Origin of the sequence: Aquimarina sp. Aq107, assembly GCF_943733665.1 — a bacterium.
In the GTDB taxonomy this organism is placed as follows: domain Bacteria; phylum Bacteroidota; class Bacteroidia; order Flavobacteriales; family Flavobacteriaceae; genus Aquimarina.
The window spans coordinates 1,824,915-1,850,922 of the sequence record NZ_OX030782.1; the positions used below are offsets into that span (position 1 = coordinate 1,824,915).

General features: G+C 31.7%; 19 protein-coding genes, 1 other RNA gene and 1 pseudogene. 14 read left to right on the forward strand and 7 right to left on the reverse strand.

Features of this window, described 5'->3' with window-relative positions; translation table 11 throughout:
- Positions 1 to 349 precede the first annotated feature (349 nt).
- From NMK29_RS07535 to NMK29_RS07550, 4 genes are all read left to right on the forward strand, one after another.
- A complete protein-coding gene (locus NMK29_RS07535; protein WP_108804464.1) occupies positions 350 to 835 on the forward strand; it encodes a histidine phosphatase family protein in 486 nt (161 codons plus the stop codon).
- Positions 836 to 2,941 (forward strand): polyphosphate kinase 1, encoded by a 2,106-nt coding sequence (gene ppk1 / locus NMK29_RS07540; protein ID WP_108804463.1) that lies wholly within the window; start codon positions 836 to 838, stop codon positions 2,939 to 2,941.
- A gap of 5 nt (positions 2,942 to 2,946) precedes the next feature.
- Complete coding sequence (locus NMK29_RS07545) at positions 2,947 to 3,855, forward strand: Ppx/GppA phosphatase family protein (protein WP_108804462.1); 909 nt, start codon at positions 2,947 to 2,949, stop codon at positions 3,853 to 3,855.
- 131 nt (positions 3,856 to 3,986) lie between these two features.
- Positions 3,987 to 4,541: a porin family protein gene (locus tag NMK29_RS07550; protein WP_108804461.1), complete on the forward strand. Its 555-nt coding sequence runs from the start codon at positions 3,987 to 3,989 to the stop codon at positions 4,539 to 4,541.
- Positions 4,542 to 4,602: 61 nt separating this feature from the next.
- Here the strand turns inward: NMK29_RS07550 and NMK29_RS07555 are convergent, their stop codons facing one another.
- On the reverse strand, positions 4,603 to 5,184 hold the full coding sequence (locus NMK29_RS07555; protein ID WP_027391215.1) for a tRNA-(ms[2]io[6]A)-hydroxylase: 582 nt from the start codon (positions 5,182 to 5,184) through the stop codon (positions 4,603 to 4,605).
- 158 nt (positions 5,185 to 5,342) lie between these two features.
- Positions 5,343 to 7,147: pseudogene (locus NMK29_RS07560) on the reverse strand (DNA polymerase III subunit gamma/tau).
- A 128-nt stretch (positions 7,148 to 7,275) separates the two neighbouring features.
- Here NMK29_RS07560 and rnpB point away from each other — a divergent pair.
- The 3 genes from rnpB to bshA all read left to right on the forward strand — a co-directional run bounded on the left by rnpB (position 7,276) and on the right by bshA (position 9,295).
- Positions 7,276 to 7,589, forward strand: an RNA gene (gene rnpB / locus NMK29_RS07565) — RNase P RNA component class A.
- Positions 7,590 to 7,621: 32 nt separating this feature from the next.
- Complete coding sequence (locus NMK29_RS07570) at positions 7,622 to 8,092, forward strand: hypothetical protein (protein WP_108804460.1); 471 nt, start codon at positions 7,622 to 7,624, stop codon at positions 8,090 to 8,092.
- A 75-nt stretch (positions 8,093 to 8,167) separates the two neighbouring features.
- The gene (bshA, locus tag NMK29_RS07575) at positions 8,168 to 9,295 is read left to right on the forward strand and encodes an N-acetyl-alpha-D-glucosaminyl L-malate synthase BshA (RefSeq protein ID WP_108804459.1); all 1,128 of its coding nucleotides are present in this window, start codon (positions 8,168 to 8,170) and stop codon (positions 9,293 to 9,295) included.
- Positions 9,296 to 9,376: 81 nt separating this feature from the next.
- Here the strand turns inward: bshA and NMK29_RS07580 are convergent, their stop codons facing one another.
- The 3 genes from NMK29_RS07580 to NMK29_RS07590 all read right to left on the reverse strand — a co-directional run bounded on the left by NMK29_RS07580 (position 9,377) and on the right by NMK29_RS07590 (position 11,473).
- Positions 9,377 to 9,913: a hypothetical protein gene (locus tag NMK29_RS07580; RefSeq protein ID WP_108804458.1), complete on the reverse strand. Its 537-nt coding sequence runs from the start codon at positions 9,911 to 9,913 to the stop codon at positions 9,377 to 9,379.
- Positions 9,914 to 10,042: 129 nt separating this feature from the next.
- Complete coding sequence (locus tag NMK29_RS07585) at positions 10,043 to 10,534, reverse strand: hypothetical protein (RefSeq protein WP_108804457.1); 492 nt, start codon at positions 10,532 to 10,534, stop codon at positions 10,043 to 10,045.
- Between the two features lie 126 nt (positions 10,535 to 10,660).
- Positions 10,661 to 11,473, reverse strand: coding sequence for a DUF1338 domain-containing protein (locus NMK29_RS07590; RefSeq protein ID WP_108804456.1), 813 nt, complete (start codon positions 11,471 to 11,473; stop codon positions 10,661 to 10,663).
- A gap of 160 nt (positions 11,474 to 11,633) precedes the next feature.
- Between NMK29_RS07590 and NMK29_RS07595 the strand changes: the two genes are divergently transcribed.
- From NMK29_RS07595 to NMK29_RS07610, 4 genes are all read left to right on the forward strand, one after another.
- Positions 11,634 to 12,113, forward strand: coding sequence for an Lrp/AsnC family transcriptional regulator (locus NMK29_RS07595; protein ID WP_035084045.1), 480 nt, complete (start codon positions 11,634 to 11,636; stop codon positions 12,111 to 12,113).
- A complete protein-coding gene (locus tag NMK29_RS07600; protein ID WP_108804455.1) occupies positions 12,110 to 15,049 on the forward strand; it encodes an FAD-binding and (Fe-S)-binding domain-containing protein in 2,940 nt (979 codons plus the stop codon). Before NMK29_RS07595 ends, NMK29_RS07600 begins: the two co-directional genes overlap by 4 nt.
- Before the next feature lie 101 nt (positions 15,050 to 15,150).
- Entirely contained in the window at positions 15,151 to 15,699 is a 549-nt protein-coding gene (locus tag NMK29_RS07605; protein ID WP_108804454.1) for a DUF4494 domain-containing protein, read from the forward strand.
- A 227-nt stretch (positions 15,700 to 15,926) separates the two neighbouring features.
- Positions 15,927 to 17,591, forward strand: coding sequence for a serine hydrolase (locus NMK29_RS07610; RefSeq protein ID WP_108804453.1), 1,665 nt, complete (start codon positions 15,927 to 15,929; stop codon positions 17,589 to 17,591).
- 149 nt (positions 17,592 to 17,740) lie between these two features.
- Here the strand turns inward: NMK29_RS07610 and NMK29_RS07615 are convergent, their stop codons facing one another.
- Together NMK29_RS07615 and NMK29_RS07620 are read right to left on the reverse strand one after the other, a co-directional pair.
- Entirely contained in the window at positions 17,741 to 19,051 is a 1,311-nt protein-coding gene (locus NMK29_RS07615; RefSeq protein WP_199915056.1) for an esterase-like activity of phytase family protein, read from the reverse strand.
- Between the two features lie 57 nt (positions 19,052 to 19,108).
- Positions 19,109 to 19,963 (reverse strand): UDP-2,3-diacylglucosamine diphosphatase, encoded by an 855-nt coding sequence (locus NMK29_RS07620; protein WP_108804451.1) that lies wholly within the window; start codon positions 19,961 to 19,963, stop codon positions 19,109 to 19,111.
- Between the two features lie 360 nt (positions 19,964 to 20,323).
- On the opposite strand from NMK29_RS07620, the gene bglX reads away from it, so the two are divergent.
- The 3 genes from bglX to NMK29_RS07635 are packed head-to-tail and all read left to right on the forward strand — an operon-like array spanning position 20,324 to position 25,894.
- Positions 20,324 to 22,612, forward strand: coding sequence for a beta-glucosidase BglX (bglX, locus tag NMK29_RS07625; RefSeq protein WP_108804450.1), 2,289 nt, complete (start codon positions 20,324 to 20,326; stop codon positions 22,610 to 22,612).
- Between the two features lie 18 nt (positions 22,613 to 22,630).
- Positions 22,631 to 24,547 carry an NADP-dependent phosphogluconate dehydrogenase gene (gene gndA / locus NMK29_RS07630; RefSeq protein ID WP_108804449.1) on the forward strand — a complete coding sequence of 639 codons (1,917 nt, stop codon included), beginning with the start codon at positions 22,631 to 22,633 and terminating at the stop codon, positions 24,545 to 24,547.
- Between the two features lie 3 nt (positions 24,548 to 24,550).
- On the forward strand, positions 24,551 to 25,894 hold the full coding sequence (locus tag NMK29_RS07635; protein ID WP_108804448.1) for a GntP family permease: 1,344 nt from the start codon (positions 24,551 to 24,553) through the stop codon (positions 25,892 to 25,894).
- The last annotated feature ends 114 nt before the right edge of the window (positions 25,895 to 26,008 follow it).

Sequence of the window (26,008 nt, forward strand, 5' to 3'; positions counted from 1 at the left end):
ACTAAATTGCGTTTAATTAATCGGGGTAAACGTCTTCATTTTAAGGGGAAACCGTAGGTAAATTTAAATTTTAACATTTGATTATGTAAGTAAAATCTGTTCTTTTCGATATAAAATACGCTTTTATCGATTAAGTGTAGGGTATTACCCGGCTCATTTTCACATATTTATGTTTTAGTTCGTAGATAATTCTCGTTCCGTTATGCCTTTAAATTTCTTTTTGTAAAAATCATAGTTATAAATAGTTTTTTTTCGAATATTCTTTTTTATCATTTTATTTATAGAATTGTAAATGCTTATTCTTAAACTTGCGTGTATAATTTTATTTTGCTTAAACTTTTTCTGAAGTATGAAAACTTTATATATTATTAGGCATGCTAAATCCTCTTGGGAGTTTGATTTAGATGATCATAAAAGACCTTTGAATAACCGAGGTTTGAAGGATGCTGATTTGATCGGAAAAGAATTGAAAAACCGCATAAACACTATAGATAAGGTTATAAGTAGTGATGCGGAGAGAGCTAAAAGTACCGCAAAGATTATATTAGATAATCTAGAGGTTGATGACGCTATATTTAATTTAGAGCCAAAGCTTTATGATTTTAATGGACATCAGGTAATAGAAGTAATTAAAAATTGTGATGATAAAGTAAATGCTCTTATGGTTTTTGGTCATAATCACGCATTTACTTCTATAGCAAACCTTTACGGTAGTGAAATGATAGATAATCTACCAACGGCAGGTGTTATAGGTATTCAGTTTGATATTGATAGTTGGAAAGATGTAAGTGTAGGAAAAAACATACTGACTCTATTTCCCAAAGATTTACGATAAATGGTAGAAAATCAAGTAAATAAATATATAAATCGAGAATTAAGTTGGTTGCAATTTAATGCTAGAGTGTTACAAGAAGCGTCTGATGATAGTGTTCCTTTATTAGAAAGACTGAGATTTATAGGTATATTTTCTAATAATTTAGATGAATTTTTTAAAGTACGTTATGCGGCAATTAAAAGAATAGATCTTGCTGGTAGGGATGGTAAAAATGTCCTTAAAGGTAAAACTGCAAGCGAATTATTAGAACAAATTACCAAAATAGTTATTAAACAACAAGCGGAAAGTTTAAAGACGATTAATACTATTGGAGAAAGACTGAAGGAACATAATATTTTTATTATTAATGAAAATCAAGTAACTCCAGAACAAGATAGTTTTATCCGCAGGTATTTCGTAGACAAGGTAAGTCCTGCTTTGGTAACCTATATTTTAAATGATTTAGATAAGTTTCCACACCTTAAAGACAGTGTAGCTTACTTAGCAGTAAAATTGGTTTTAAAAGATAAAATACCTAAAGAAGGTGCTATATCTAAGATTTTACAGCAGAAAACAAAGGAGAAAATCTATGCATTAATTGAGATTCCTAAGAATACAGATCGTTTTGTTGTATTACCGGAGAAAGATGGTAAAAAATATATAATCATTCTTGATGATCTTATTAGGTATTGTATGCAGATCAACTTTAGTATTTTTGATTATGTAAGTGCCTCTGCGCATATGATCAAGATTACTAGGGATGCACAGCTTGATTTTGATAATGATTTTAGTAAAAGTTTTATAGAAAAAATTTCTAGTAGTGTAAAATCAAGAAGAGACGGAGAACCTGTACGATTTGTATACGATAAGACTATAGATAAGGATACACTTAATTTCTTAATGGAAAAAATGGGAGTTGATAATGCTGATAGTATTATTCCTGGTGGTAGGTATCATAATCGAAGGGATTATATGAATTTTCCTGATTTAGGTAAGAAGGAATTAGTATATCAATCATTGATTCCATTAACAATTCCTGGATTAAGTCTACAAGGAAGTCTTCTTGACAAAATAGCTAAAAAGGATTACTTACAATATACACCATATCATACATTTTCTTATACAGTTAAATTCCTAAGAGAATCAGCAATTGATCCAAAAGTAAAGACAATTAAGATTACAATATATCGATTGGCGAGTATTTCTCATATTGCTAGCTCTTTGATAAATGCTGCAAAGAACGGAAAAAAGGTTACTGTGCAGATAGAGCTTCAGGCTAGATTCGATGAACAAGCAAATATTAGTTATGCAGAGCAAATGCAAAGAGAAGGAGTAAACTTAATTTTTGGTGTTCCAGGTTTAAAGGTTCATTGTAAAGCTTGTGTTATTGAACGAGAGGAAAAAGGTAAGCTAAAGAGATATGGATTTATTAGTACAGGGAATTTTAATGAATCCACTGCCAAAATATATACTGATTATACTTTGTTTACTACCAATGAAGCTATTTTGAAGGAAACGAATAAGGTATTTAAGTTTTTTGAGATTAACTATAAAGTAAGTAGATATAAACATTTATTCGTATCTCCTCATTATACCAGAAGTTCGTTAACTAAATTAATTGATTCTGAAATAGAGAATAGTAAAGAAGGAAAACCTGCTGGGATTAAACTAAAACTAAATAGTTTAAGCGATTATAGTATGATCGATAAACTTTATGAGGCAAGTAGAGCAGGTGTAAAGATTGATTTGATTATTCGTGGTATATGCTGCTTGATTCCAGGAATTCCTGGGATGAGTGAAAATATTAGAGCAATCAGTGTGGTAGATAAGTTTTTAGAACATCCAAGACTTTTAATATTCGAAAATGGAGGAGACCCTAAGGTTTTTATATCATCTGCTGATTGGATGAGAAGAAACTTAGATAGACGTGTAGAAATTACCTGCCCTATTTATGATGATGATATTAAAGATGAATTGATAGATACATTCGAAATCTGTTGGAGTGATAATGTGAAAGGTCGAAAACTTTCAGAAAATCAGGATAATGGGTATATTCGAAACGACAATGCGAAAGTGAGATCTCAAATTGCTACGTATGATTATTATTTAAGAAAACTAGGAAATTAAATATTTTGTTGACTATAGAAAAATATGGGGCTATTGATATAGGTTCTAACGCTGTTAGATTACTAATTAGTAGTGTACATGAAGAAGAAGGGAAGACCACAAGGTTTAAGAAAACTAGTCTAGTGCGAGTTCCTATTAGATTGGGAGCTGATGTGTTTTTGACGAATAAAATTTCTGATGAGAATATTAAAAGGATGATTGATACCATGCAAGCATATCAACTTTTAATGAATACTCATAAGGTAGTTAGATATAAAGCTTGTGCTACATCTGCTATGCGTGAGGCTGAAAACGGCAAGGAGGTAGTAGATCTAATTAAAAAGAAAACAGGAATTCAGATTGATATTATTGATGGGACTAATGAAGCTGCTATTATTGCAATGACCGATCTTCATGATTTAATTAATACTGATGCAACTTATTTATATGTAGATGTAGGAGGTGGTAGTACTGAGTTTACACTTTATCATAACGGAAACACAATTGCTTCTAGATCTTTTAAATTAGGTACAGTAAGGTTGCTTAATAATGTCGTTTCAGAAAATACTTGGAAAGAAGTAGAAAAATGGATAACGGACACTACTAATGGATATTCCAGGTTATCATTAATTGGTTCTGGTGGAAATATTAATAATATCTTTAAGAATAGTGGAAAGAGTAATGGAAAACCATTATCGTTTTTATATTTAAGTTCTTATTACGATCTTTTAAATTCATTAACCTATGAAGAACGAATATGGGAGTTAAACCTAAATCAAGATAGAGCAGATGTTATATTACCAGCTACTAAAGTATATTTATCAGCTATGAAATGGAGTGGAGCTAAAGATATTTTTGTTCCTAAAATTGGTTTGTCAGATGGGATTATAAAATCGTTGTATAGTGAAAAATTAGAAAATCGATTAAAGACATAAAAAATCAATTTATTGGCTTTTTGTCGATTTATCATTCGAATATTTGGTCTAAAGTACCTACACAATCTTTAAAATTACTTTTTTTGTGTTAAATTGCTTTAAGAACCAAATTGATTATAAATACTTATGTTATGAATAAAATTTTACTTTTACTTTTTACCTTATTTATAGGTACTGTTACTATTAAAGCTCAGGAATCAAGATATGGAATTAGAATAGGAGCAAATTTAAGTTCTATTAGTTCTGATGATATTACTGGGGATTTAGATCAGAGTAGAATAGGTGTTGTAGTTGGTTTTTTAGCGGACTATAGATTAACAGATAAATTAAGATTACAACCAGAATTTCAATATTCTGGACAAGGAAATAAAGATAGAGACTTACGAGTTAATTATCTTCAATTACCTGTAATGGTAAAATATAATATTACGGATCTTTTTAATGTTCAATTAGGACCACAAGTTGGTCTTAAGATATGGGAATGGGAGGATAATCAATCTAGTGATACCGATTTTGGTACATTTGATTTTGCCGGAGTTATAGGGATTGGAGCGAATATAACAGATAATTTTTTTGTAGATCTACGTTATGCTTTTGGGTTGTCTAATGTTTTTGATGATGGAGCTGGTGTAAATATAGACGGATCAAACCGAAATATTCAACTATCCGTTGGATATAGATTATAATTACTTTTTACTGGAACTAATATAAAGCAGATTCAGGTATTTAGTTGTGGTGACTATATACTTAACCGTGAATTGATTCTTTTTTACTTAGAGATTTCATGATATCTGCTTCGAAATCCAACAAATCCTGCCATTTTTGATCAACTTCTTTGCGATCTCCATACTGACGAGCAAAGTTTAAAAACATAGTATAGTGATTTGCTTCACTAACCATTAAATCTCTGTAAAACTTAGCTAATTCTTGATCTTCTAATTCTTCTGATAAAAGTTTAAAACGTTCACAACTTCTGGCCTCAATCAAGGCTGCATATAGTAGTCGATGTACTAATTGTGTAGTTCTACTACCACCTTTTGGGAAAAAAGTAACTAATTGAATGACATAATCATCTTTTCTATCTCGACCTAATGTCCATCCACGGGCAATGATTTTATCGTGTACCATTTTAAAATGACTAATTTCCTCTTTAACTAGTTTAGTCATCTCCTGTACCAATTCTGTATACTCAGGGAAACTAACAATTAATGATATGGCAGTTGATGTTGCCTTTTGCTCACAATAGGCATGATCCGTAAGGATTTCTTCAATGTTTTTTTCTACAATATTTACCCATCGTGGATCAGTTGGGAGTTTTAAACCTAGCATCATCTTGTTTCAATTATAATAAGCAAAATTACTATTTTGATTTTTCTAATGCTAATTAGTCAGATAGAAAGGTTTTTCTAAACTAAGAAATGTTGACTCCAGATTTTAATCATGTTTATTAGAAATCTTAAGTTATATAATTTTTCAACAAAACGCTATTAAATATCTAAGTCAAAATCAGACCTTAATTTATCAATAAGAGGATTTTTTTCTCGAAGTTTTTCGTATTTATCTTGCGGAGTAAAAGCATATTTTTTTGATGCCTCTTCGTTTACCTTAATATCAAGTGCAATACTATAATTATTAAGTTTTTTGTAAAGAAACTGAAATAATCCAGGTAGTGCACTCTCCATATCAGCTTTCATAGAATTATTAGGTAACTCTAAATAAATTTTACCATCATTTAATGTAGGTATATTCATCGCGAACATAGAGCCAATAATGCGTTCCCCTTTTTTGTCTTGCATTTTCCCATATTCTTCCCAACCAGCTTGCATTTCTGTTTCAGTGAAATCATCACTAGGTAAATTTTTAGGATCAACAATTGTATCTACTTTTTTCTCAGCGTGTTCTTTTTTCTTGCGAATACTACTTAGTGATAAACCAGAGGTTCTACCAGTTCTATTTCTAATTGAAGGTTTGTTTTCCGAAGTGGTCGGAGCTATAGTAGCTGTTTGTTCTGTATTAGCAATTTGAGAAGGAGATTCTTGTTTTTTTTCATCAACAGGAGTGGATGAAACAGATACACCGGGATTTTCTTTAGAAATAGAAATCTCAGATTCACTATGAGCAGCTTTTTCTTCAGCTCTTTCTTTAACTTCTGGAGAAATCTTTACTGGTTGTATTCCTTTTTCCTTGAAATAGTTAGGAGGGATTATGTAAGGCTGGCCTTTTTTTTTTCTCCGTCTTTAGTAAGTACAGAGGCAAGTTGCATTAAACATAATTCGACCAATAATCGCTGGTTACGACTTGTTTTATATTTTAAATCACAATCATTTGTAAGTTCAATTCCCTGAACTAAAAATGGATGTGGTGCTTTTTGTGATTGTTCTAAATATTTGGCTTTTGTTTGTTCTCCAACTTCCAATAGATTAATGGTAGCTTGATTTTTGCAAACTAATAAATCTCTAAAATGAGAAGCCAAACCAGCTATAAAATGATGACCATCAAATCCTTGAGCTAGAATTTCATTGAATTCTAAAAGCAACTGAGGAATATTATTTTGCAGAATTAGATCTGTAGTCTTAAAATACGTTTCATAATCTAATACATTGAGGTTTTCAGTAACCGCTTGTCGAGTTAGATTTTTACCACTAAAACTAACAACTCTATCAAAAATAGACAAAGCATCTCGCATAGCACCATCCGCTTTTTGAGCAATGATTTGTAAAGCATCCTCATCAGCAGTTATTCCTTCTTGCTCAGCTACCTGCATTAAATGGTTCTTTGCATCGGTAACTGTTATTCGTTTAAAATCAAAAATCTGACAACGAGATAATATCGTTGGAATGATTTTATGTTTCTCTGTAGTAGCAAGTATAAAAATCGCATGTTTTGGCGGTTCTTCTAATGTTTTAAGAAAAGCATTAAAAGCTGCTTGTGATAACATGTGTACCTCATCAATTATGTAAACTTTATAAGTTCCAACTTGTGGAGGTATACGAACTTGATCTATTAAGTTTCGGATATCATCAACAGAGTTATTAGAAGCAGCATCTAACTCAAAAATGTTAAATGCAAAATCTTCATCTGGATTTTCATGTCCTTGTTGATTAATTGTTTTTGCTAGAATTCTAGCACAAGATGTTTTACCAACACCTCTAGGGCCTGTAAATAATAAGGCTTGTGCAAGGTGATTGTTCTCTATAGCATTAAGCAGCGTATTAGTAATAGCCTGTTGTCCCACAACGTCCTTAAACGTCTGAGGTCTATATTTACGAGCAGATACTATGAAGTGTTCCATCGATACAAAGTTAAAAATTGATTGGAAATAAAGAATTACTGTATTTGGTTTTTACAACCGAGTTATTAACAGTTCAAAAAAAACACGAATTACTTATACAGGCTTTCTATTTATTTTATTTTTGCACGCAAGCAGATCACCTTATCGCTGTTTTGATTTATCAAAAGAGAGGAAAGTCCGGACACCATAGTGCAGTATAGCGGGTAACGCCCGTCCGTCGTGAGATGAGGACAAGTGCAGCAGAAAGTATGTACAGGTAAGGCTGTAGTGAAACCAGGTAAACTCTATACGGTGCAACGCCATGTATACCAACGCTTAAGGGTTGCGCGCCCAATGTTGGAGGGTAGGCGGTTTGATCTTGATAGTAATATCAAGGCTAGATAAATGATAAGGATTCCATCTTTGATGGATTACAGAATCCGGCTTATGATCTGCTTTTTTTATTTCTTTAGTTAGGCATACAATTTGATAAGATTGAATAAACAAGATAAAGATATGCCAATCAAAATCACCTTACTATTTCTGTTAATTTCCGTTGTATCAATCTCCGCCCAAAATCAGATTCCTAATACAGAAGAGTTGTTTGGAAAATGGATCATAGAAAAGGATTCTTATAACAAATTTAAAACGTATCTTATTAATGCTGAATTAGAAAATACTAATGTATCTACAAAGATTAATATTTTTAGAGATGTGTATACAGGAACACTAAAAATGGAATATATTAAACCGGTGGGGACTAAATATAATACTCCTAGACCTAGATGTGGAAATGGTCCTAAATTGATAAAAAATGTCAAAGGAAATTACGAGGCATATACTGTTTGCGCTTATGATCCGAAAAATGGAAAATTAAAAGTGTTGGACCCTAGTTTTATAGATGGTAAATTGTTTTATGTAAAAAAGGTTGGCATTGAAGAAATAGAGCTAATTAAAATCAAATAACTTTTTTACAAATCCTTTAACAAGTAGCAATACTATTTTTCTTGTACATTGTGCTACCAAAAGAAAATTGTATTTATGAATATTGCTATTGTTTGTTATCCAACCTTTGGAGGTAGTGGGGTAGTGGCTACAGAATTAGGAATTGCTCTTGCTAAATTAAACCATCAGGTACATTTCGTAACGTATAAACAACCAGTAAGACTTGGGTTATTAAGTCCCAATATTCATTTCCATGAAGTTACTGTTCCAGAATATCCTTTATTTCATTATCAACCTTATGAATTAGCTTTATCTAGTAAGTTGGTAAATACGGTAAAGAAATATGATATAGAATTACTACATGTACATTATGCCATACCGCACGCATATGCGGGATATATGGCCAAACAAATATTAGCAGAAGAAGGAATACATATTCCAATGGTAACAACATTACATGGTACTGATATTACATTGGTAGGAAATCATCCTTTTTATAAACCGGCTGTTACCTTTAGTATTAATAATAGTGATATTGTTACTTCAGTTTCCGAAAGTTTAAAAGATGATACATTAAGATTATTTGATATAAAAAAAACTATTGAGGTAGTTCCTAATTTTATTGAAGCTAGTGTACGTAAAACTGATTTTACAGATTGTCAGAGAGAGTTGATGGCTAAACCAGAAGAGCGTATAGTTACTCATATTAGTAATTTTAGACCAGTAAAAAGAATTATGGATATTGTAGACATATTCTATAATATTCAAAAAGAACTTCCCGCTAAGTTATTAATGGTAGGTGATGGTCCTGAGCGAAAAGCGGCTGAAAAGAAATGTAAAGAATTAGGGATAAAGGATCATGTGATTTTCCTTGGTAATAGTAATGAAATTGATAAAATATTATGTTTCTCTGATTTGTTTTTACTTCCTTCCGAGAGAGAAAGTTTCGGTTTAGCGGCTTTAGAAGCTATGGTAAATAAAGTTCCCGTAGTATCAAGTAATTCAGGAGGTATTCCAGAGGTTAATTTAGATGGTGTTTCTGGATATTTAAGTAATGTAGGGGATGTTCAGGAAATGTCTAATAATGCAATTCGTATTTTAAGAGATGACAAAACATTAAGTAAGTTTAAGGAAGGAGCATTTAACCAAGCATTGAAATTTGATATTGCTAATATAGTTCCTTTGTATATAGAATTATATGAGAGCGCACTCGCCGCAGTTTAGAGAAACAAAATAAAGCGCTATTATCAAAATAATAGCGCCTTACAACTAAACAAAAATCAAATCAATTGATTCTCGAGGGGTTTAAAAGATATATCTTGCAGCGATTCCGATATTGACTCCGAAGTTATCCACATCACTAAATCCTCCAGTATTTTCTATACTATGAATATCATAGGTTGGGCGAATACTAAATGCTACCTGCAGCGGAAAATCAAAACGATAATCTACTCCAAAATCAGCTCCAACATAAGGAAAGAATTCACTATCTCGATCATTGGTTATTCCGAAACCAAAAATGCTAGTTTTAAAGTCAATATAACCCGCACCTATTCCTGGACCGGCAAACCAATTTAGGTTATCCCAAATGTTATAACTCCAGTGAAAGTATGCTCCTCCACGATAGGTGTTAATGAATGAATTTGTTTTCCAACTAAGATTAACGTCAATTCTATTATGTTCTCCAAACATTTGACGTTGGTATGTGATTTCTGGACCAAATCCTTCATCACCAACAACTCCTTGTGATAATCTAATACCTATAACACTTTTAGGAATATCTTGTGCCTGAAGATTAATACTAGTTACAATTAAGATGAGAACAAAAAATAATTTTTTCATGATTATAAGGTTTTTTTAATATTTACCTTTTGTATGTAATCGAATGAAAAGGTTAACATATAATCGAAAAAAAATAAAAATCCCTCGACAATAGTGCCGAGGGATTTTTATTATGATATGTAAGATGTACTAAAACTTATATCTTGCACTTAGACCAAGATTAAATATAATATCATCATTTGTGTAATCATCAAAGTAAATTTCGGGTCGAAAATCTAAGGAAATTAGTAGAGGAAAGTCGAAATTGAATTCAATACCAACATCTCCCGTTACAAAACCAAAAGTCCCTAAGTCATCTCTATTATCAAGATCATTGTCATAATCCACAAGACCACCACCGATACCAGGCCCAACATACCAGTTTAGTCCTCCATCAATATTAAATACCCATTGATAGATACCAGTTAATTTAACAGCATTAAAACTATTTCTTCCTTGCACCCCTAAATTTAATTCTGCTCTAGTTTCAGGGCTTAATCTTGCTTGATATGTAGCTTCCGCCCAGAAACCATTACTTTCACTAAGTCTTAAACCTATAGCATGTTCTGAAATTTCTTGCGCTTGCGCTGTAAAAATTGAAGCAAATAATAAAGAGGTAATGATAAAAATACGCTTCGTCATTGTGATATTGTTTTTTTATTGTTATCCCAATATAACGTTAGATACTTTTTTTTAATATGATTGAATTGCTTAAGATTTTGTTAATTTCTAATTTAAATACAACATATGAATTCCTTTAATACCTGTCTAAGCTCCTTGTAATTTCATATCTGTACTTTCGAAAATTTTATCTGCCGAATTTGCAATAAATCCTGTAAAAAGTTGACCATTCTCTTGTTTGTGTCTAAATGCGAATTCATAATAACAAGAAGTAACCTCTTTGATCCCCTCAATAAATTCTATTTCGATTTTATCTGCTAAAATACTTGATTGTTCAAGAAATTGAGAAGGAGTTCCTTTGATCTCTCCACCAGAAGAATTTAGCACAAATCCGTTTTTCTTTAGAAAACTATTAAGACTAGTTAAGTTTTTAAAGTTGTTCAGTTTATTAACGTCTACTGTAAAGTGATTGGAGCAAAAACCATTAACGTACATCCAAGCAGCATATTCAGATTCTTGTTGTAAGTTTTTATAGGTTTCATAGGATGGTGTCTCCCAAACCCTACCTTTTAATATTAAATCATCTTGGTCAAAAATTGTACTCTCGACGTTATCCAATAATTCTTTTACAGTTTTCTGAAGCTGTTCAGTAAAATGATGGCTTAGCAATTGACTTATGAAAATTTTTGGAGCATCAGGATTATCAGCATGTTCGTAATGTTTAGCATACAGCTTTTTAGCTTCAAAATGATATTCATTTATTTCTTTATAACCCATTGCTAAAAATGGTTTAGCAATTACACTAATATTAGTTCTTGGGTCATCAAAAGTTCTAATTGCGATATGATCATTGAAAATTGTTTCATTCTCTCCCGCCAATAGAGATTTAACCTTATTTGCAGATGGGGTTTTATGAGCATATTGTTTCCATAGCTCTTCAAAAAAAAGTGTAGAATTCATTTTATCTGTTTATTTTTATTTCAAAAGTACTACATTTGACTAATTTTATTACTTTAGGTAATTGATTTAATTAATTATTGTTTTTTTTTATGTCAAATTGATTTTGCTTTAAAATAAGATTTCTTATTTATAGCTTAGATCACTCAAAATTTCATTCATTATGAATCATTTTGATTATATAGATCAGCAAATATTATTGCAGATCCGCGAAGATGCTAGAAAACCTTTTTCGCAAATAGCTGAAGAATTAAAGATTTCTAATTCATTAGTACATCAAAGAATTAGAAAGTTAAAGGAGAACCAGGTAATTAATAAAGCCGAGTTTGTTATTGATGAAAAGCAAATAGGATACAAAACCAAATCTTATGTTGGAATAAGGCTTAAAGAAGCTAGATATGCTAGGTCAGTAGTTGATGATTTGGCTAAAATACCAGAAATATTAGAATGTAATTATGTATCTGGTAATTATGCACTTTTTATCCTGATATTTGCATACGATAATCATCATTTACGCAATATTCTATACGAACAAGTTCATCAAATAGATGGAGTTGCTGGTACGGATAGCTTTATTTGTTTTGATACCAATTTTAAGCGACAGATTACTTTGGATTCATTAGTAAAAGGAAAACAAATATGATAAAAGAAGCTGATCTCATTACTTTAAGTGAACAGTTAGATGGAGAATTAAACTTCGATTTTCTTACCAAATCCTTATATGCTACTGATGCATCTGTATATCGCAGAATTCCTACGGCGGTAGCTTTTCCTAAAAATATATTGGACCTAAAGAAAATTATAAATTTTGCGAACGATAATAGCTGCGGTTTAATACCAAGAACGGCTGGGACTTCTTTAGCAGGTCAATGTGTTGGAGATGGCATTGTAGTAGATGTGTCTAAATACTTTACTAAAATAATAGCTATCGATGAAGCTAAAAAAACAGTTACCGTTCAGCCTGGAGTTATTAGAGATGATTTAAACCGTTTTCTAAAACCTTATGGAGTGTTTTTTGGGCCAAATACTTCTACCTCTAATCGTTGCATGATAGGCGGTATGGTTGGTAATAATAGTAGCGGTACTACTTCTATACAATATGGTGTTACTAGAGATAAAGTAATCAAATTACAAACAGTTTTATCTGATGGTAGCGAAGTAACGTTTTCCAATATTTCTAAAGAAGGTTTTGAACATAAGAGGAATCAAAATACATTAGAAGGTAAGATATATGATACTGTTTTTAATGAGTTAATTTCTCAGGATGCACAAGAAAACATACATAATAATTTTCCTAAACCTGAGATACATAGGCGTAATACTGGATATGCAATTGATGAATTAATTAAATCCAATGTTTTCTCAGATTACAAGGAGGATTTTAATATGTGTAATTTATTATCTGGTAGTGAGGGAACCTTAGCTTTTACAACCCAAATTACATTGCAACTGGATAAACTACCTCCTCAGGAGTCATTGATGATAGCTTCTCACTTTCATTCTATCGAAGACTGTTTAAATGCTGTAGAACCGGTAATGAAACATACATTATTTACTTGTGAAATGATGGATAAGACAATCTTAGATTGTACAAAAAACAATGTAGAACAACTTAAGAATCGCTTTTTTATAGAAGATGATCCTCAAGCGATTTTAATGTTAGAATTAAGAGCTAATGATTTAGAAAGTCTTGAAAAACAAAAAATAACACTGTTGTCTACATTAGAGAATTCAGGATTGACTTATGCAAATCCTATTTTATTAGGAAATCAAATTAATCAAGCTTTAGAACTTAGAAAAGCAGGGTTGGGGCTATTAGGTAATATTATAGGTGATAAAAAAGCAGTTGCCTGTATAGAGGATACGGCAGTAGCTTTATCTGATTTAGCAAACTATATCAAAGAGTTTTCTGATTTAATGAAAAGACATGATCAAGATGCAGTTTATTACGCACATGCCGGCGCTGGGGAATTGCATTTAAGACCAATCTTGGATCTTAAAAAGAAAACAGATGTTGTGCTTTTTAAAGAAATTACTGATGATGTAGCTAGTTTGGTAAAAAAGTATAATGGATCCATGAGTGGAGAGCATGGTGATGGAATTGTTCGAGCGGAGTATATTCCTTTTATGATTGGAGAAGCGAATTATAATGTGTTAAAACGAATAAAAACTGTATTTGATCCTAAAGGTATTTTTAATCCAGGTAAGATAGTAGATGCCTATGCCATGGATGAACAGTTAAGGTACGAGATTGATAGAAAAGAACCTGAAATAGAAACATTATTAGATTTTACAGATTCTTTAGGAATTTTACGTGCTGCAGAAAAATGTAATGGGAGTGGAGATTGCAGAAAATCAGTAGAGTCAGGAGGAACTATGTGTCCTAGTTATAGGGCTACTAAAAATGAAAAGGATACCACCAGAGGTAGAGCTAATACGCTACGAGAAGTATTAACGAATAATACAGAATCTAATAAATTTAACAAGAAAGAATTAAAAGAAGTATTTGATTTATGTATTAGTTGTAAAGGTTGTTCTAGTGAATGCCCTTCTAATGTAGATGTAGCTGCCTTAAAAGCAGAGTTCGAATATCAATATCAAAAAGAAAACGGAACTTCTCTTAGAACTAAATTATTTGCAAACAATAATACATTTAATAATCTAGGAAGAATAGCACCCGGTTTAACAAATTTCTTTTTTGAAAACACATTTACTTCTGGGATTTTAAAATCCACTCTTGGTATTGCTAAAGAAAGAGAATTGCCATTACTAAGTAAACAATCTTTAAGAAAATGGTGTCAAAACCATTTAAAACTAAAACAACCTAAAAATCCAATTAAAAGTATTTACTTTTTTGTAGATGAGTTTACAAATCATTTAGATACTGATATTGGAATCGATGCATTAGAGTTGTTAACAGGATTAGGTTATGAAGTAAAAATCACAAATCACAAGGAAAGTGGTCGAACGTTTATTTCTAAAGGACTATTAAAGCAGGCTAAAAAACTTGCGAATTATAATATAAATACTCTTAGAGAATTAATATCTAGTGATATTCCATTAATTGGATTAGAGCCTTCGGCGATATTAACGTTTAGAGATGAATATCATAGGTTAGCTGATGATAAAGAAGTAGCAAAAACACTTTCGCAAAACACTTTTTTAATTGATGAGTTTTTAAAATCAGAGATTGAATTAGGTAACATTACTTCTGAGCAATTTACAAGGGAAGAAAAAGTAATAAAACTTCACGGGCATTGTCATCAGAAAGCATTGTCTACTATTCATACAACGTTTGTATACCTTAATCTACCCAAGAACTACAAAGTGACCATTATTCCTTCAGGATGTTGTGGTATGGCAGGATCTTTTGGGTATGAAAAAGAGCATTATGATGTGAGTATGCAAATTGGGGAACAAACATTATTTCCTGCGATAAGAAAAGCTCCAGAAACAACTATTATTGCTGCTGTTGGAACTAGTTGTAGACATCAGATTAAAGATGGAACAAAACGTATTGCATTACATCCTGTTAGTATATTAAATGCAGCTTTAATATCGAAAACAGAATATAAATAACGTATAATCAATGTGTTGTGAAATTGTGAATATCTAATAACAAAATTCGTATTGAGAACTTTTTTTAAGATTTATATTTGGCATCCTAAAAAAGTAAATATATGAGCGCTACTTGGTACGAATGTAAAGTAAAATATAGAAAAATAAATGATTCTGGAGTACAGAAAGTAACTACAGAACCTTATTTAGTGGATGCAGTATCTTATACAGAAGCAGAAACTAGAATTAATGAAGAAATGGCAGCATATGTTAGTGAAGAATTTATTATTACTAATATAAAAGTTGCAAATTTTGCTGAGATACACCCTTTTGAAAATTCTGATCGTTGGTTTAAATCAAAAGTATCTTTGATAGCTTATGACGAAGAAAGCGGTAAAGAAAGGAAAACAAACATGTATCTTTTAATTCAGGCTAATGATGTAAAAGAAGCTTTTGACAATACTAATACCGTGATGAAAGGTACGACAGGAGACTATACAATACCTGCAATTGCCGAATCACCAATTATGGATGTATTCCCTTATTTTACAGGTGAAGAGGAACAATTAGAAAAATTCAAAGCATTGAGAGATTCTATTCAGGAAGTAGAAGAAGTAGAAATAGATGAAAATGTACCAGCAGCTCCAGGTTTTATAGGAGAAGAAGAATAATATTTTTAAAGTATTAAAACCTAATAGAGGTTTCTAGAAAAAAGCTTTTGTATTATAACAAAAGCTTTTTTTTATGATTTTTAATTTAATTAAAAAAAGTTTATTCCCATATATTCTATACGATTATAATAATTTTAATCTTTTAGTAACTTATTCTAAAATTGATCGTCAAATAGATAATAATTGTTTTATTAAGCAACCACAATATCAATCAAAATAATAATCACATGAAATTATCACAAACAATTAAAACGTTACTTTTAGTTTTCTTTTGTACAGGATTGTTCTTTAGTACACAGGCTCAAAATTTAGAGAAAGAAATTGATGCTATTGTTTCTTCTATGTATTCTGTAGATGAACCAGGTATCTCAATTTTAGTAGCAAAGAATGGAAAACCAATTTATCGAAAAGCCTTTGGTAAAGCTAATTTAGAACTAGAAGTACCTCTGAAACCAGAAAATGTATTCGAAATAGGTTCGATAACTAAACAATTTACGGCAGTTGCGATCCTAATGTTAGAAGAACAAGGAAAACTTAAAATTGATGACGAAATCACTAAGTATATTCCCGATTATCCGATTAATGGAAAGAAGATTACCATTCATAATCTTTTAAATCATACATCTGGTATTAAAAGTTATACGGGCATGCAGAGTTTTATGAAATCTGCACGTACCGATATGACACCAACAGAATTAATAGATGTATTTAAAAATGAGCCTATGGATTTTGATCCGGGAGAAGAGTTTAGATACAATAATTCTGGTTATATACTATTAGGATATATTATTGAAGTAGTAACAAAAGATACGTACGAAAATTATATAGAAAAGAACATCTTCGAAAAGATAGGAATGAATTCTTCTTATTATGGCAGTACTAGCGAACTGATTAAAAATAGAGCTTCTGGGTATAAACAAAATGAGGATGCATTCCTTAATGCAGATTACCTAAGTCTTACATTACCTTATGCTGCAGGATCATTAATGTCTACGGTAGATGATCTATTAAAATGGCAAAATGCGATAAGTGCCAATACTTTTATAAAAAGATCAAGTTTAGAAAAAGCAATAAACGGATCTAAGCTAAACAATGGCGAAGAAATTGATTATGGTTACGGTTGGAGTAAGATTACCATACAAGAATCCAAAGGATATGCACATAGTGGTGGAATTTTTGGATATACAACAAATGGAATCTTTTTAGAAAATGAAAATGTATATGTAATTGGATTAACCAATTGTAACTGTAAGAATGTACGTGAAATCACTATGAAAGTAGCAGCTACTGCCATAGGTAAACCAATTCCTGATAAAAAAGATGCAGTTGCATTATCAATTAAAGAAGCAAAAAAATGGGTAGGAGCTTATGAGTTTGAAGATAATGTTATAAGACATATTATGCTTAAAGATGGTAAGCTATTTAGTCTAAGAGAAGGAGAGAATTCTAGAGAGTTTGAAATATACCAAATGAAAGATGGTTCGTTTATTTTTGATGATGGAACTATATCTTATAATTTTTCGATGACTGATGATGGAAAAAGACAAACAGTATTTAAAACTGCTGATGAAAGTTTTACAGGAAAAGGAATTGATAAAGCTCCTCCTGCAGAAAGAAAGTCTATTACGGTATCAGCAGATATTTTGAAACAATATGTGGGTAAATTCGAGTTACAACCAAACTTCATCATAGACATTACTTTAGAAGGAAATTCAATATATGCAGAGGCTACAGGGCAACCTAAGTTTGAACTTTTTGCAGAGACTGAGACATTGTTTTTCTTAAAAGTAGTACCTGCAGAAATTACATTTAATGCTAATAATAAAGGGTTAATAGATAGTTTGACTCTAAATCAAGGAGGAAGAAAAATGCCGGCAAAAAGGATCAATTAGAGATTCTAGATCTTAGTTGAGTCATGATTTTTAATATCAAATTATTCGATATCATAAAAGCGGAGTTAAAATATTAAATTTTAACTCCGCTTTATTGGTTTTAATTAAGTAAAAAATAACTTAATTAAATATGAATAGTTGGTCTTATTTTAATCGTTTAAAGAAGTATTTAACTTGATCATATATAAAGAACTTGCATCTATTTTTGGTTCTGATCCAGGAAGTATTTTTTGTTCAATAATACCATTATCATCTTCATCGGTAACCGCAAAATCATCATCATTGATACACCCTAAAGTATGATCATCAATAACCCAGATACCTTCTAATTTATCGTGTGGATATCCTGTTTTTTCGACAAGATCTGCTATTAAGGTCTTAGTAACAGGAACAATTCCAGCGTTTTCTAACTCCACCCAGGTAGATTCTTCCAGAGTTTTTCCATTAAGTAGTAAGCCAAATTCATCTTCGTCATTAGTGGAACTAACATCTGTGGCGTTAGAAATATCTATTTTATAGATATGTTTTTGTACAGTACCTTCTCCAGAAAAATTACCATCTCTTTCTATAACAAGAAATTCTGTATCAGATAAACCAACGATTTCTGAATTTGATAGGTTTGAGTTTTCTTGTCTATAAAGGAATTGTTTTGTTTTAGCTGTTCGTAAGTCAAACATTAAAATTCTAGTAAGATCCGTTCTAATTGTTTCTGGATTATACATAGTAGATTGCATGATACCTACCAAATTCCTTTGATTTGGTGTGATTCCTAATCCCTCCATTCCTCGATTTGGTCTTCGTTTCGAAAATATAGCAGGAATTTTTCTACCTCCATTGTCATCATTAATACCATAAGGAGATATACGTTCAAGTTCTACACCTTCAGCAGAATAGTGTACGATATGAGGACCATATTCATCAGAAACCCAAAAACTTCCATCATATAATGCTACCAAACCTTCTGCATCTAGTCCGAAATCATCAAATGGTAATTGGTTACCATCAATATCATAAGGTATCTCTCCTGTAGCTCCTTTTCCTTCAGGATTCGGAATTCCTGAAATAGGATTACCATTTGGATCTTTTAATATGATTTCTTTTTTTAGAATAATATCACCTTCCGAAGTAACAGAGAACAAGCCGATTCTTGGGGTGTAATCTGCGACTGGAAATTTTTTCCCATCCATAAAGTCAGTATTTGGACCTCTATCAGTTATTGCATAAAATTCTCCTTTTCTTCGAGGATGAGCAGTTGCCGCAGAACCGTAACCACCATTTCTAATTTCTACATTCTCTTGGGTGGTAGTTAATACTTCAAAAGGCAGCTCATATTGGATGTTTTCTTCTAAAACAAGTTGAGGTGGAACAGATATTGGACCTCCAGAAAAGTCATCCAAATACTGACAAGATGTAAAAAGAATTAGTACTGCACAAAGCAACATGGTCTTAAGAGTTTTCATTGGTTTTAAGTTTAGTTATATAATTAAGAAATTGTGTGAGATTTTTTAAAAAACTAATCAGATCTTTTTTTCAAGAAATGAATTCAAGAAAAATGAAGGTTGTAGTCCTTCAAGATCAAGAGGAACGTTTTCAATATCTTCATTTAGTTCTTCAGCATAGGCTTCAAGTTGCTGTTGTTGGTAATGAACAAGTTTCCATTCTTTATTATGATATTCTAGTGATGTCAGGTTTTCTATCCAATCTCCAGAATTTAAATACATACAGGATCCATTCTTATCTTTATATGTTTTTATTTGTGGTTGATGGATATGCCCACAAACGACGTACGTATATGCATTCTTGATAGCAAGTTCTGCAGCTACTTCTTCAAAATCATTTATGTATTTGACTGCTTTTTTAACGCTATTTTTAATTTTTTTAGAAAGTGAAAATTTTTCCTTCCCCATTCGTAAGAGAAACCAATTAATAAATTGATTTAATAAAATGAGCATATCATAGCCCCATCCACCTAATTTAGCTAACCATTTTGCGTTCTGAATGGAGGCATCAAAAATATCTCCGTGAAAAAACCAAGCTTTTTTTCCATCTAAATCCAAAACTAACTTATCAACTAATTTGAAGTTACCCATGGTAGTATCACTGAATTTTCTAAGCATTTCATCGTGGTTTCCAGTGATATATATAACTTCGGTCCCTTTAGAAGCTAGAGTGATAATTTTTTTAATGATTTTAAGATGTGGTTTCGGAAAATACCTTTTTCTAAATTGCCAAATATCTACAATATCACCATTAAGAATAAGTACCTTAGGTTTAATACTATTGAGATAATTTAGTAATTCTTTTGCGTGACATCCAAAGGTTCCTAGGTGAACATCAGATATAACTACGATATCTACAGTACGTTTCTTCATAAAAATGACTTATTCCTACAAATAAACTACTATCTAGTTAAATAATAATTAAGCGATTATGAGCATATTGTTATCTGTGTCTGAATATTTTAACTCGGTATTACTATAATGTTAAACCGATATTATTATCAAAAAGTTATAAACCATTAAATATTTAATTATTTCTGTATTATTTTATTAAATTATCTTATTTCAGGGTGTTTTATTGAATAAAATACTTCTATAAACTTTCTTAACAACGCCTCAATAGCTTTGTTTTGCTTTTTTCTTATCCTGAAGTATCTCTAAATTCGTCCTTCAAATCTTAACATTTTTCGTATTGAAAAGTTTAGAATTTTTCTTTCTAATAAAATTTATTTTATGACATTTTTACATTTAAAAGTTTATACATATCGTTTTTTGATTTTTGGCATATTCATAATGATGCTATCCTGTGATTCTAAGATTTCAGAAACTTCATCTAGCAATTATCCTAAAGATCCCGTAGAGCTTAAAATAGATAGTATCTTGTCTACAATGTCATTAGAAGAAAAAATAGGACAAACGGCGCAACGCGGTAAGTCTAGTAGAGTAAAAGAACTACCAAAAGATCTTAAAGATGCAGTTAGAAAAGGACAAATAGGATCTTTTCTTAACATAATGAATAAAGAGGATGCTAAAGAACTTCAGAGAATAGCCGTAGAAGAAAGCCCTAGTAAGATTCCATTAATTTTTGCACGAGATGTAATCCATGGTTTCAAAACAATTTTCCCTATTCCGCTAGGGCAGGCGGCTTCATTTAATCCTTCATTAGTACAAGAAGGTTCGCGAATAGCAGCAATAGAGGCAAGTACTTATGGAATAAGATGGACTTTTGCTCCGATGATAGATATTTCTAGGGATCCTCGTTGGGGAAGAATAGCAGAATCAGCAGGTGAGGACCCTTATCTTACAAGTAGAATGGCAGAAGCATATGTAAAAGGCTTTCAAGGAGAAGATTTAGCATCACCAACAAGTTTAGCTGCTTGTGCCAAACATTTTATTGGATATGGAGCTGCAGAAGGAGGTAGGGATTATAACACAGCAAACATCAATGATAATTTGTTGCATAATGTATATTTAAAACCTTTTAAAACTGCAGTAGATGCAGGTTCCGCAACTTTTATGACAAGTTTTAATGATCTTAATGGGATTCCAGCATCGGCAAATTCATATATACTAAAAGACATTTTAAGAGAAGAATGGGGATTTGATGGTTTCGTAGTAAGTGATTGGAATTCTATAATAGAAATGGTAAATCATGGATATGCCAAGGATCAAAAGGAAGCTGCAGAGAAATCTATCAACGCAATGTTGGACATGGAAATGACCAGTACTTCTTATCACGATCATTTAAAAGAATTAATACAAGAGGATAAGTTTTCTGAAAAAGAATTAGATCAGGTGGTAAGAAATATTCTTCGAATTAAATTTAGATTGGGATTATTTGATAACCCCTATTTTGATCCTGATGATACAATATTGTATGATAAAAAACATTTAGCAGCAGCACAAAAAACTGCTGAAGAAAGTATTATTTTATTAAAAAATAAGAATAATATTTTACCATTAGATGCTAAAAGGAAAATAGCTATAATTGGTCCTTTAGCAGATGCACCTCACGAACAATTAGGAACTTGGACTTTTGATGGAGAAAAAGAGCATACAATTACTCCTTTACAGTCATTTAAAAATGATGATAAGTATATGGTGCAATATAGTAAAGGGTTATCATACAGCAGAGATAAATCCGAGAATGACTTTGGTAATGCAATAAAGACAGCAAAATCTTCTGACATCATCTTGTTTTTTGCTGGAGAAGAGGCAATTCTTTCTGGAGAAGCACATAGTAGAGCTGATATCAAACTTCCTGGAGCGCAAGAAGAACTAATTGCAGAATTACACAAAACAGGAAAACCAATTGTTTTAGTTCTAATGGCAGGAAGACCTATTACGTTAGGAAATATTAAAGATAAGGTAGATGCAGTTCTTATGGCATGGCATCCTGGAACTATGGGAGGTCCAGCTTTAAAAAATATTATTACTGGTTTAGTTTCTCCATCAGCAAAGTTACCAGTAACCTGGCCAAAAGAGGTAGGGCAAATCCCTATTCATTACAATCATAAAAATACGGGTAGACCTGTAATACCAGAAGAGTTTGTTCATATGGATTCAATTCCAATTGGTGCTTGGCAGAGTTCTCTTGGGAATACATCTCACTATTTAGATGCAGGATTTTTACCAGAATATCCTTTTGGTTATGGACTTGGTTACAGTAGTTTTAAGTATTCCAATTTTTCGATATCATCTATGAATCCAAAGATAGGAGAAACTATTACTGCTAAAGTTCTAGTGACTAATACTGGAAATGTAAAGGCTAAAGAAACAGTACAATTATATTTTAGAGATATGGTCGGGAGTTTAACTAGACCTGTAAAGGAGTTGCTACGATTTGAGAAAATTATATTAAATTCAGGGGAATCTAAAGAAGTAGAATTTACTTTTTCGACAAATGATTTAGCTTTTTATGGACCTGACAAGAAATGGATTACTGAACCTGGTAATTTTAAGCTATGGATCGCTAAACATGCTTTAGACGAAGAAAATGAATTAGAATTTATTTTAGAATAATAATTTACTATTGTTAAGGTGTCTAAAAGTGTAATATACATTGTATATGGAGTTTCCGGAAGTGGAAAAACTACAGTAGGAAAAGCATTAGCTAAAGAATTAAATATTCCTTTTTTTGATGCAGATGATTTTCATCCAGAAGAGAATATTAAAAAAATGTCAACGGGCTTTCCTTTAGATGATTCTGATAGAGAACCTTGGCTGAAGAAATTAGCGAGTGAAATTGTAGTTTGGAATACAAACAAAGGTGCAGTACTGGCTTGTTCAGCTTTAAAGAAAGCTTATAGAAAAACCCTTCAATCTATCGATTCTAAGTATGTGAAGTGGATTTTTTTGGATGGGAGTTTTGATTTGATTTCAAATCGTTTAGAAGCTAGAAAAGAGCATTTTTTTAAAAAGGAAATGCTAGTCTCTCAATTTGAAGCTTTAGAACAACCGGAGGATGGTATTTCTATTAATATAGATAAGAGTGTTGATCAAATTATGAGCGAAATTAGAACTACATTAAATACAGATAAATCACAATTAGGGTTAATTGGTTTAGGAGTCATGGGTAAGAGTTTAGCTAAAAACTTATTGTCCAAAAACTTTAAACTTTCTGTATATAATAGACATGTTGATCATATTGAAGTTGATGTTGCTAAAAACTTTGTAGCGGAGGAGTCTAAATACCAAACATTAGTAGGTTTTGATGATTTAAAAGAGTTTGTAGATTCTTTAGAACAACCGCGCACAATAATGCTTATGGTTAATGCAGGAAAGCCAGTGGACCTAGTTATCGATGAATTATTACGCTATTTGTCCGAAGAAGATTGTATTATAGATGGAGGTAATTCTCACTATAAAGTAACATTAGAAAGAAGTAAAAGACTAGAAGAAAAAGGAATTCATTTTTTAGGAACCGGAATATCTGGTGGAGAAGAAGGCGCATTAAAGGGTCCATCAATAATGCCGGGAGGATCTAAAATAGCATACAATAGATCTGGTAAATATTTAGAAGCAATAGCAGCAAAAGATAAAAACGATAATAGCTGTTGTGCTTATATTGGGCCAGAAGGATCCGGCCATTTTGTAAAAATGGTTCATAATGGGATTGAATATGCAGAGATGCAATTATTAGCAGAAGCATATCATATGCTAAGATTTTATGCGCATAAAACTCCAGCTGAAATATCTACTATTTTTGCCGATTGGATTAAAAAAGGACTAAAAAGTTATCTGTTAGAGATTACTTCGGATCTTCTTCTTAAAACAGATGGTGAGGATTTTCTTATTGATAAAATATTAGATAAAGCAGGGCAGAAAGGAACTGGTGGATGGTCTACAAATGCCGCCTTGGAATTAGGAGTTTCTCTACCTACGATTTCTGAATCTGTAATGGCTCGTAATGTTTCTGGAATTAAATCCGAACGGGTAAAAGCATCTGAGATATATCAATTTAAAACTTCAGATTGCCCTGCCAATGATATTGTTTTTATTGAAAATATGGAAAAAGCTTTTAAGGCCGCTAGTATTATCAATCATCACATAGGGTTTGAATTACTAAAAGAAGCATCAACAGCATATCAGTGGGAGCTCAATCTGTCTGAAATAGCTGGTATATGGACCAATGGCTGTATTATTAGAAGCAACCTAATGGAACAAATGGCTGTATTATTTGTAGAAAATAATGAGATGCCTTTATTACTGTTTCCAGAAATTGTTTCTATTATGAAATCTACGATACACTCACTTTCAGAAACTGTAGCAACTGGATTAAAATCAGGTTTTTCACTACCAGTATTATCTGCAGCTGCAAATTATTTTTTCGCATACACATCTGCACAATCTTCTGCTAATATTATACAAGCGCAACGAGATTATTTTGGTGCTCATACATATCAAAGAGTGGATCAACCAATTGACCAATATTTTCATACAAACTGGAAAAGCTAATTTATGGATTATCAATTACTAATTGCAGTAGGAGTAGGCATCATTGCACTACTTTTTATGATTTTAAAGTTACGAATGCAGGCTTTTATAGCCTTGTTAATCGTTTGTATATTAGTTGGAATTGTAGCAGGCTTACCTGCAGATGATATTCTAAATAGCATAAAAAATGGAATGGGAGGTACACTAGGTTTTGTGGCTACCGTGGTTGGACTCGGAGCGTTGTTTGGTGGTTTACTTGAGAATTCTGGAGGTGCACAAGGATTGGCTAATTATATCTTAAAATTAGCTGGTGAAAAAAATGCATCTTGGGCATTGATGATTACCGGTTTTATCATTGCAATACCTGTTTTTTTTGATGTAGCTTTTATTATTTTGGTTCCCATTGTTTATGCAATCGCTAGAAAAACTAAAAAATCTTTATTGTTATATGCGATTCCATTATTGGCTGGTTTAGCAATCACTCACAGTTTTATTCCACCAACACCTGGTCCAGTTGCTGTCGCTGATATATTAGGAGCTAACCTTGGTTGGGTAATTGTTTTCGGTTTTTTAACAGGTATTCCTGCAGCTATTATAAGCGGACCTATATTAGCAAAATACTTAGCTACTAGAATAAATATTACTATTCCTGAAACAAATGACGCAGGTGTTGCAATAAATAACACACCTAATCCTATAGGTATTATATTGATTATAGCATTACCCATTATGCTGATTGTTTTAAAAACGGTTTTACTAGGTGATTGGTTCGGAGAAGATGTATTATCAAAATCGATGGTAAATTTGATTACTTTATTTGGCCATCCATTTACTGCGTTAATCATTGCTAATCTGGTAGCTTGGTATTTTTTAGGAATCAAAAGAGGTGTCACTAGAGATGATTTATTGAAAATTTCTATGAAATCTTTTAAACCAGCAGGAGCAATTATTCTATTAACTGGTGCTGGTGGAGCTTTTAAACAGATATTGGTAGATACTAAAGCAGGTGAGTTATTAGCGTCATCATTACAGAGTTCATATATTCATCCATTACTGTTTGCTTTTATTGTGGCAGCCTTGATACGAGTTTTACAAGGATCAGCTACAACCGCCATGATTGCAGCCGCAGGAATTACATCACCTATTATTCTTGCCGGTGATTTTAGTAATTCTCAGATAGCTCTTTTTGTTATTTCTATTGCTTCTGGGGCAACTATTTTATCTCATGTTAATGATAGTGGATTTTGGTTGGTTGGTCAATACCTTGGTATGACAGAGAAACAAACCTTTCGTTCTTGGACTGTGATGACTACATTAATAGCTGTTACTGGGGTTTTGATGTCACTATTATTGTGGTATATTTTTTAAATATTTTAATTTGATTTTTAAAAGAAGCTTTCATAAACATATCGTTTGGTTAAAAATTAGTTAACTATTTGTTTTGTAATATGTTATTTTAATAGATATGTTTATTTTAAACGT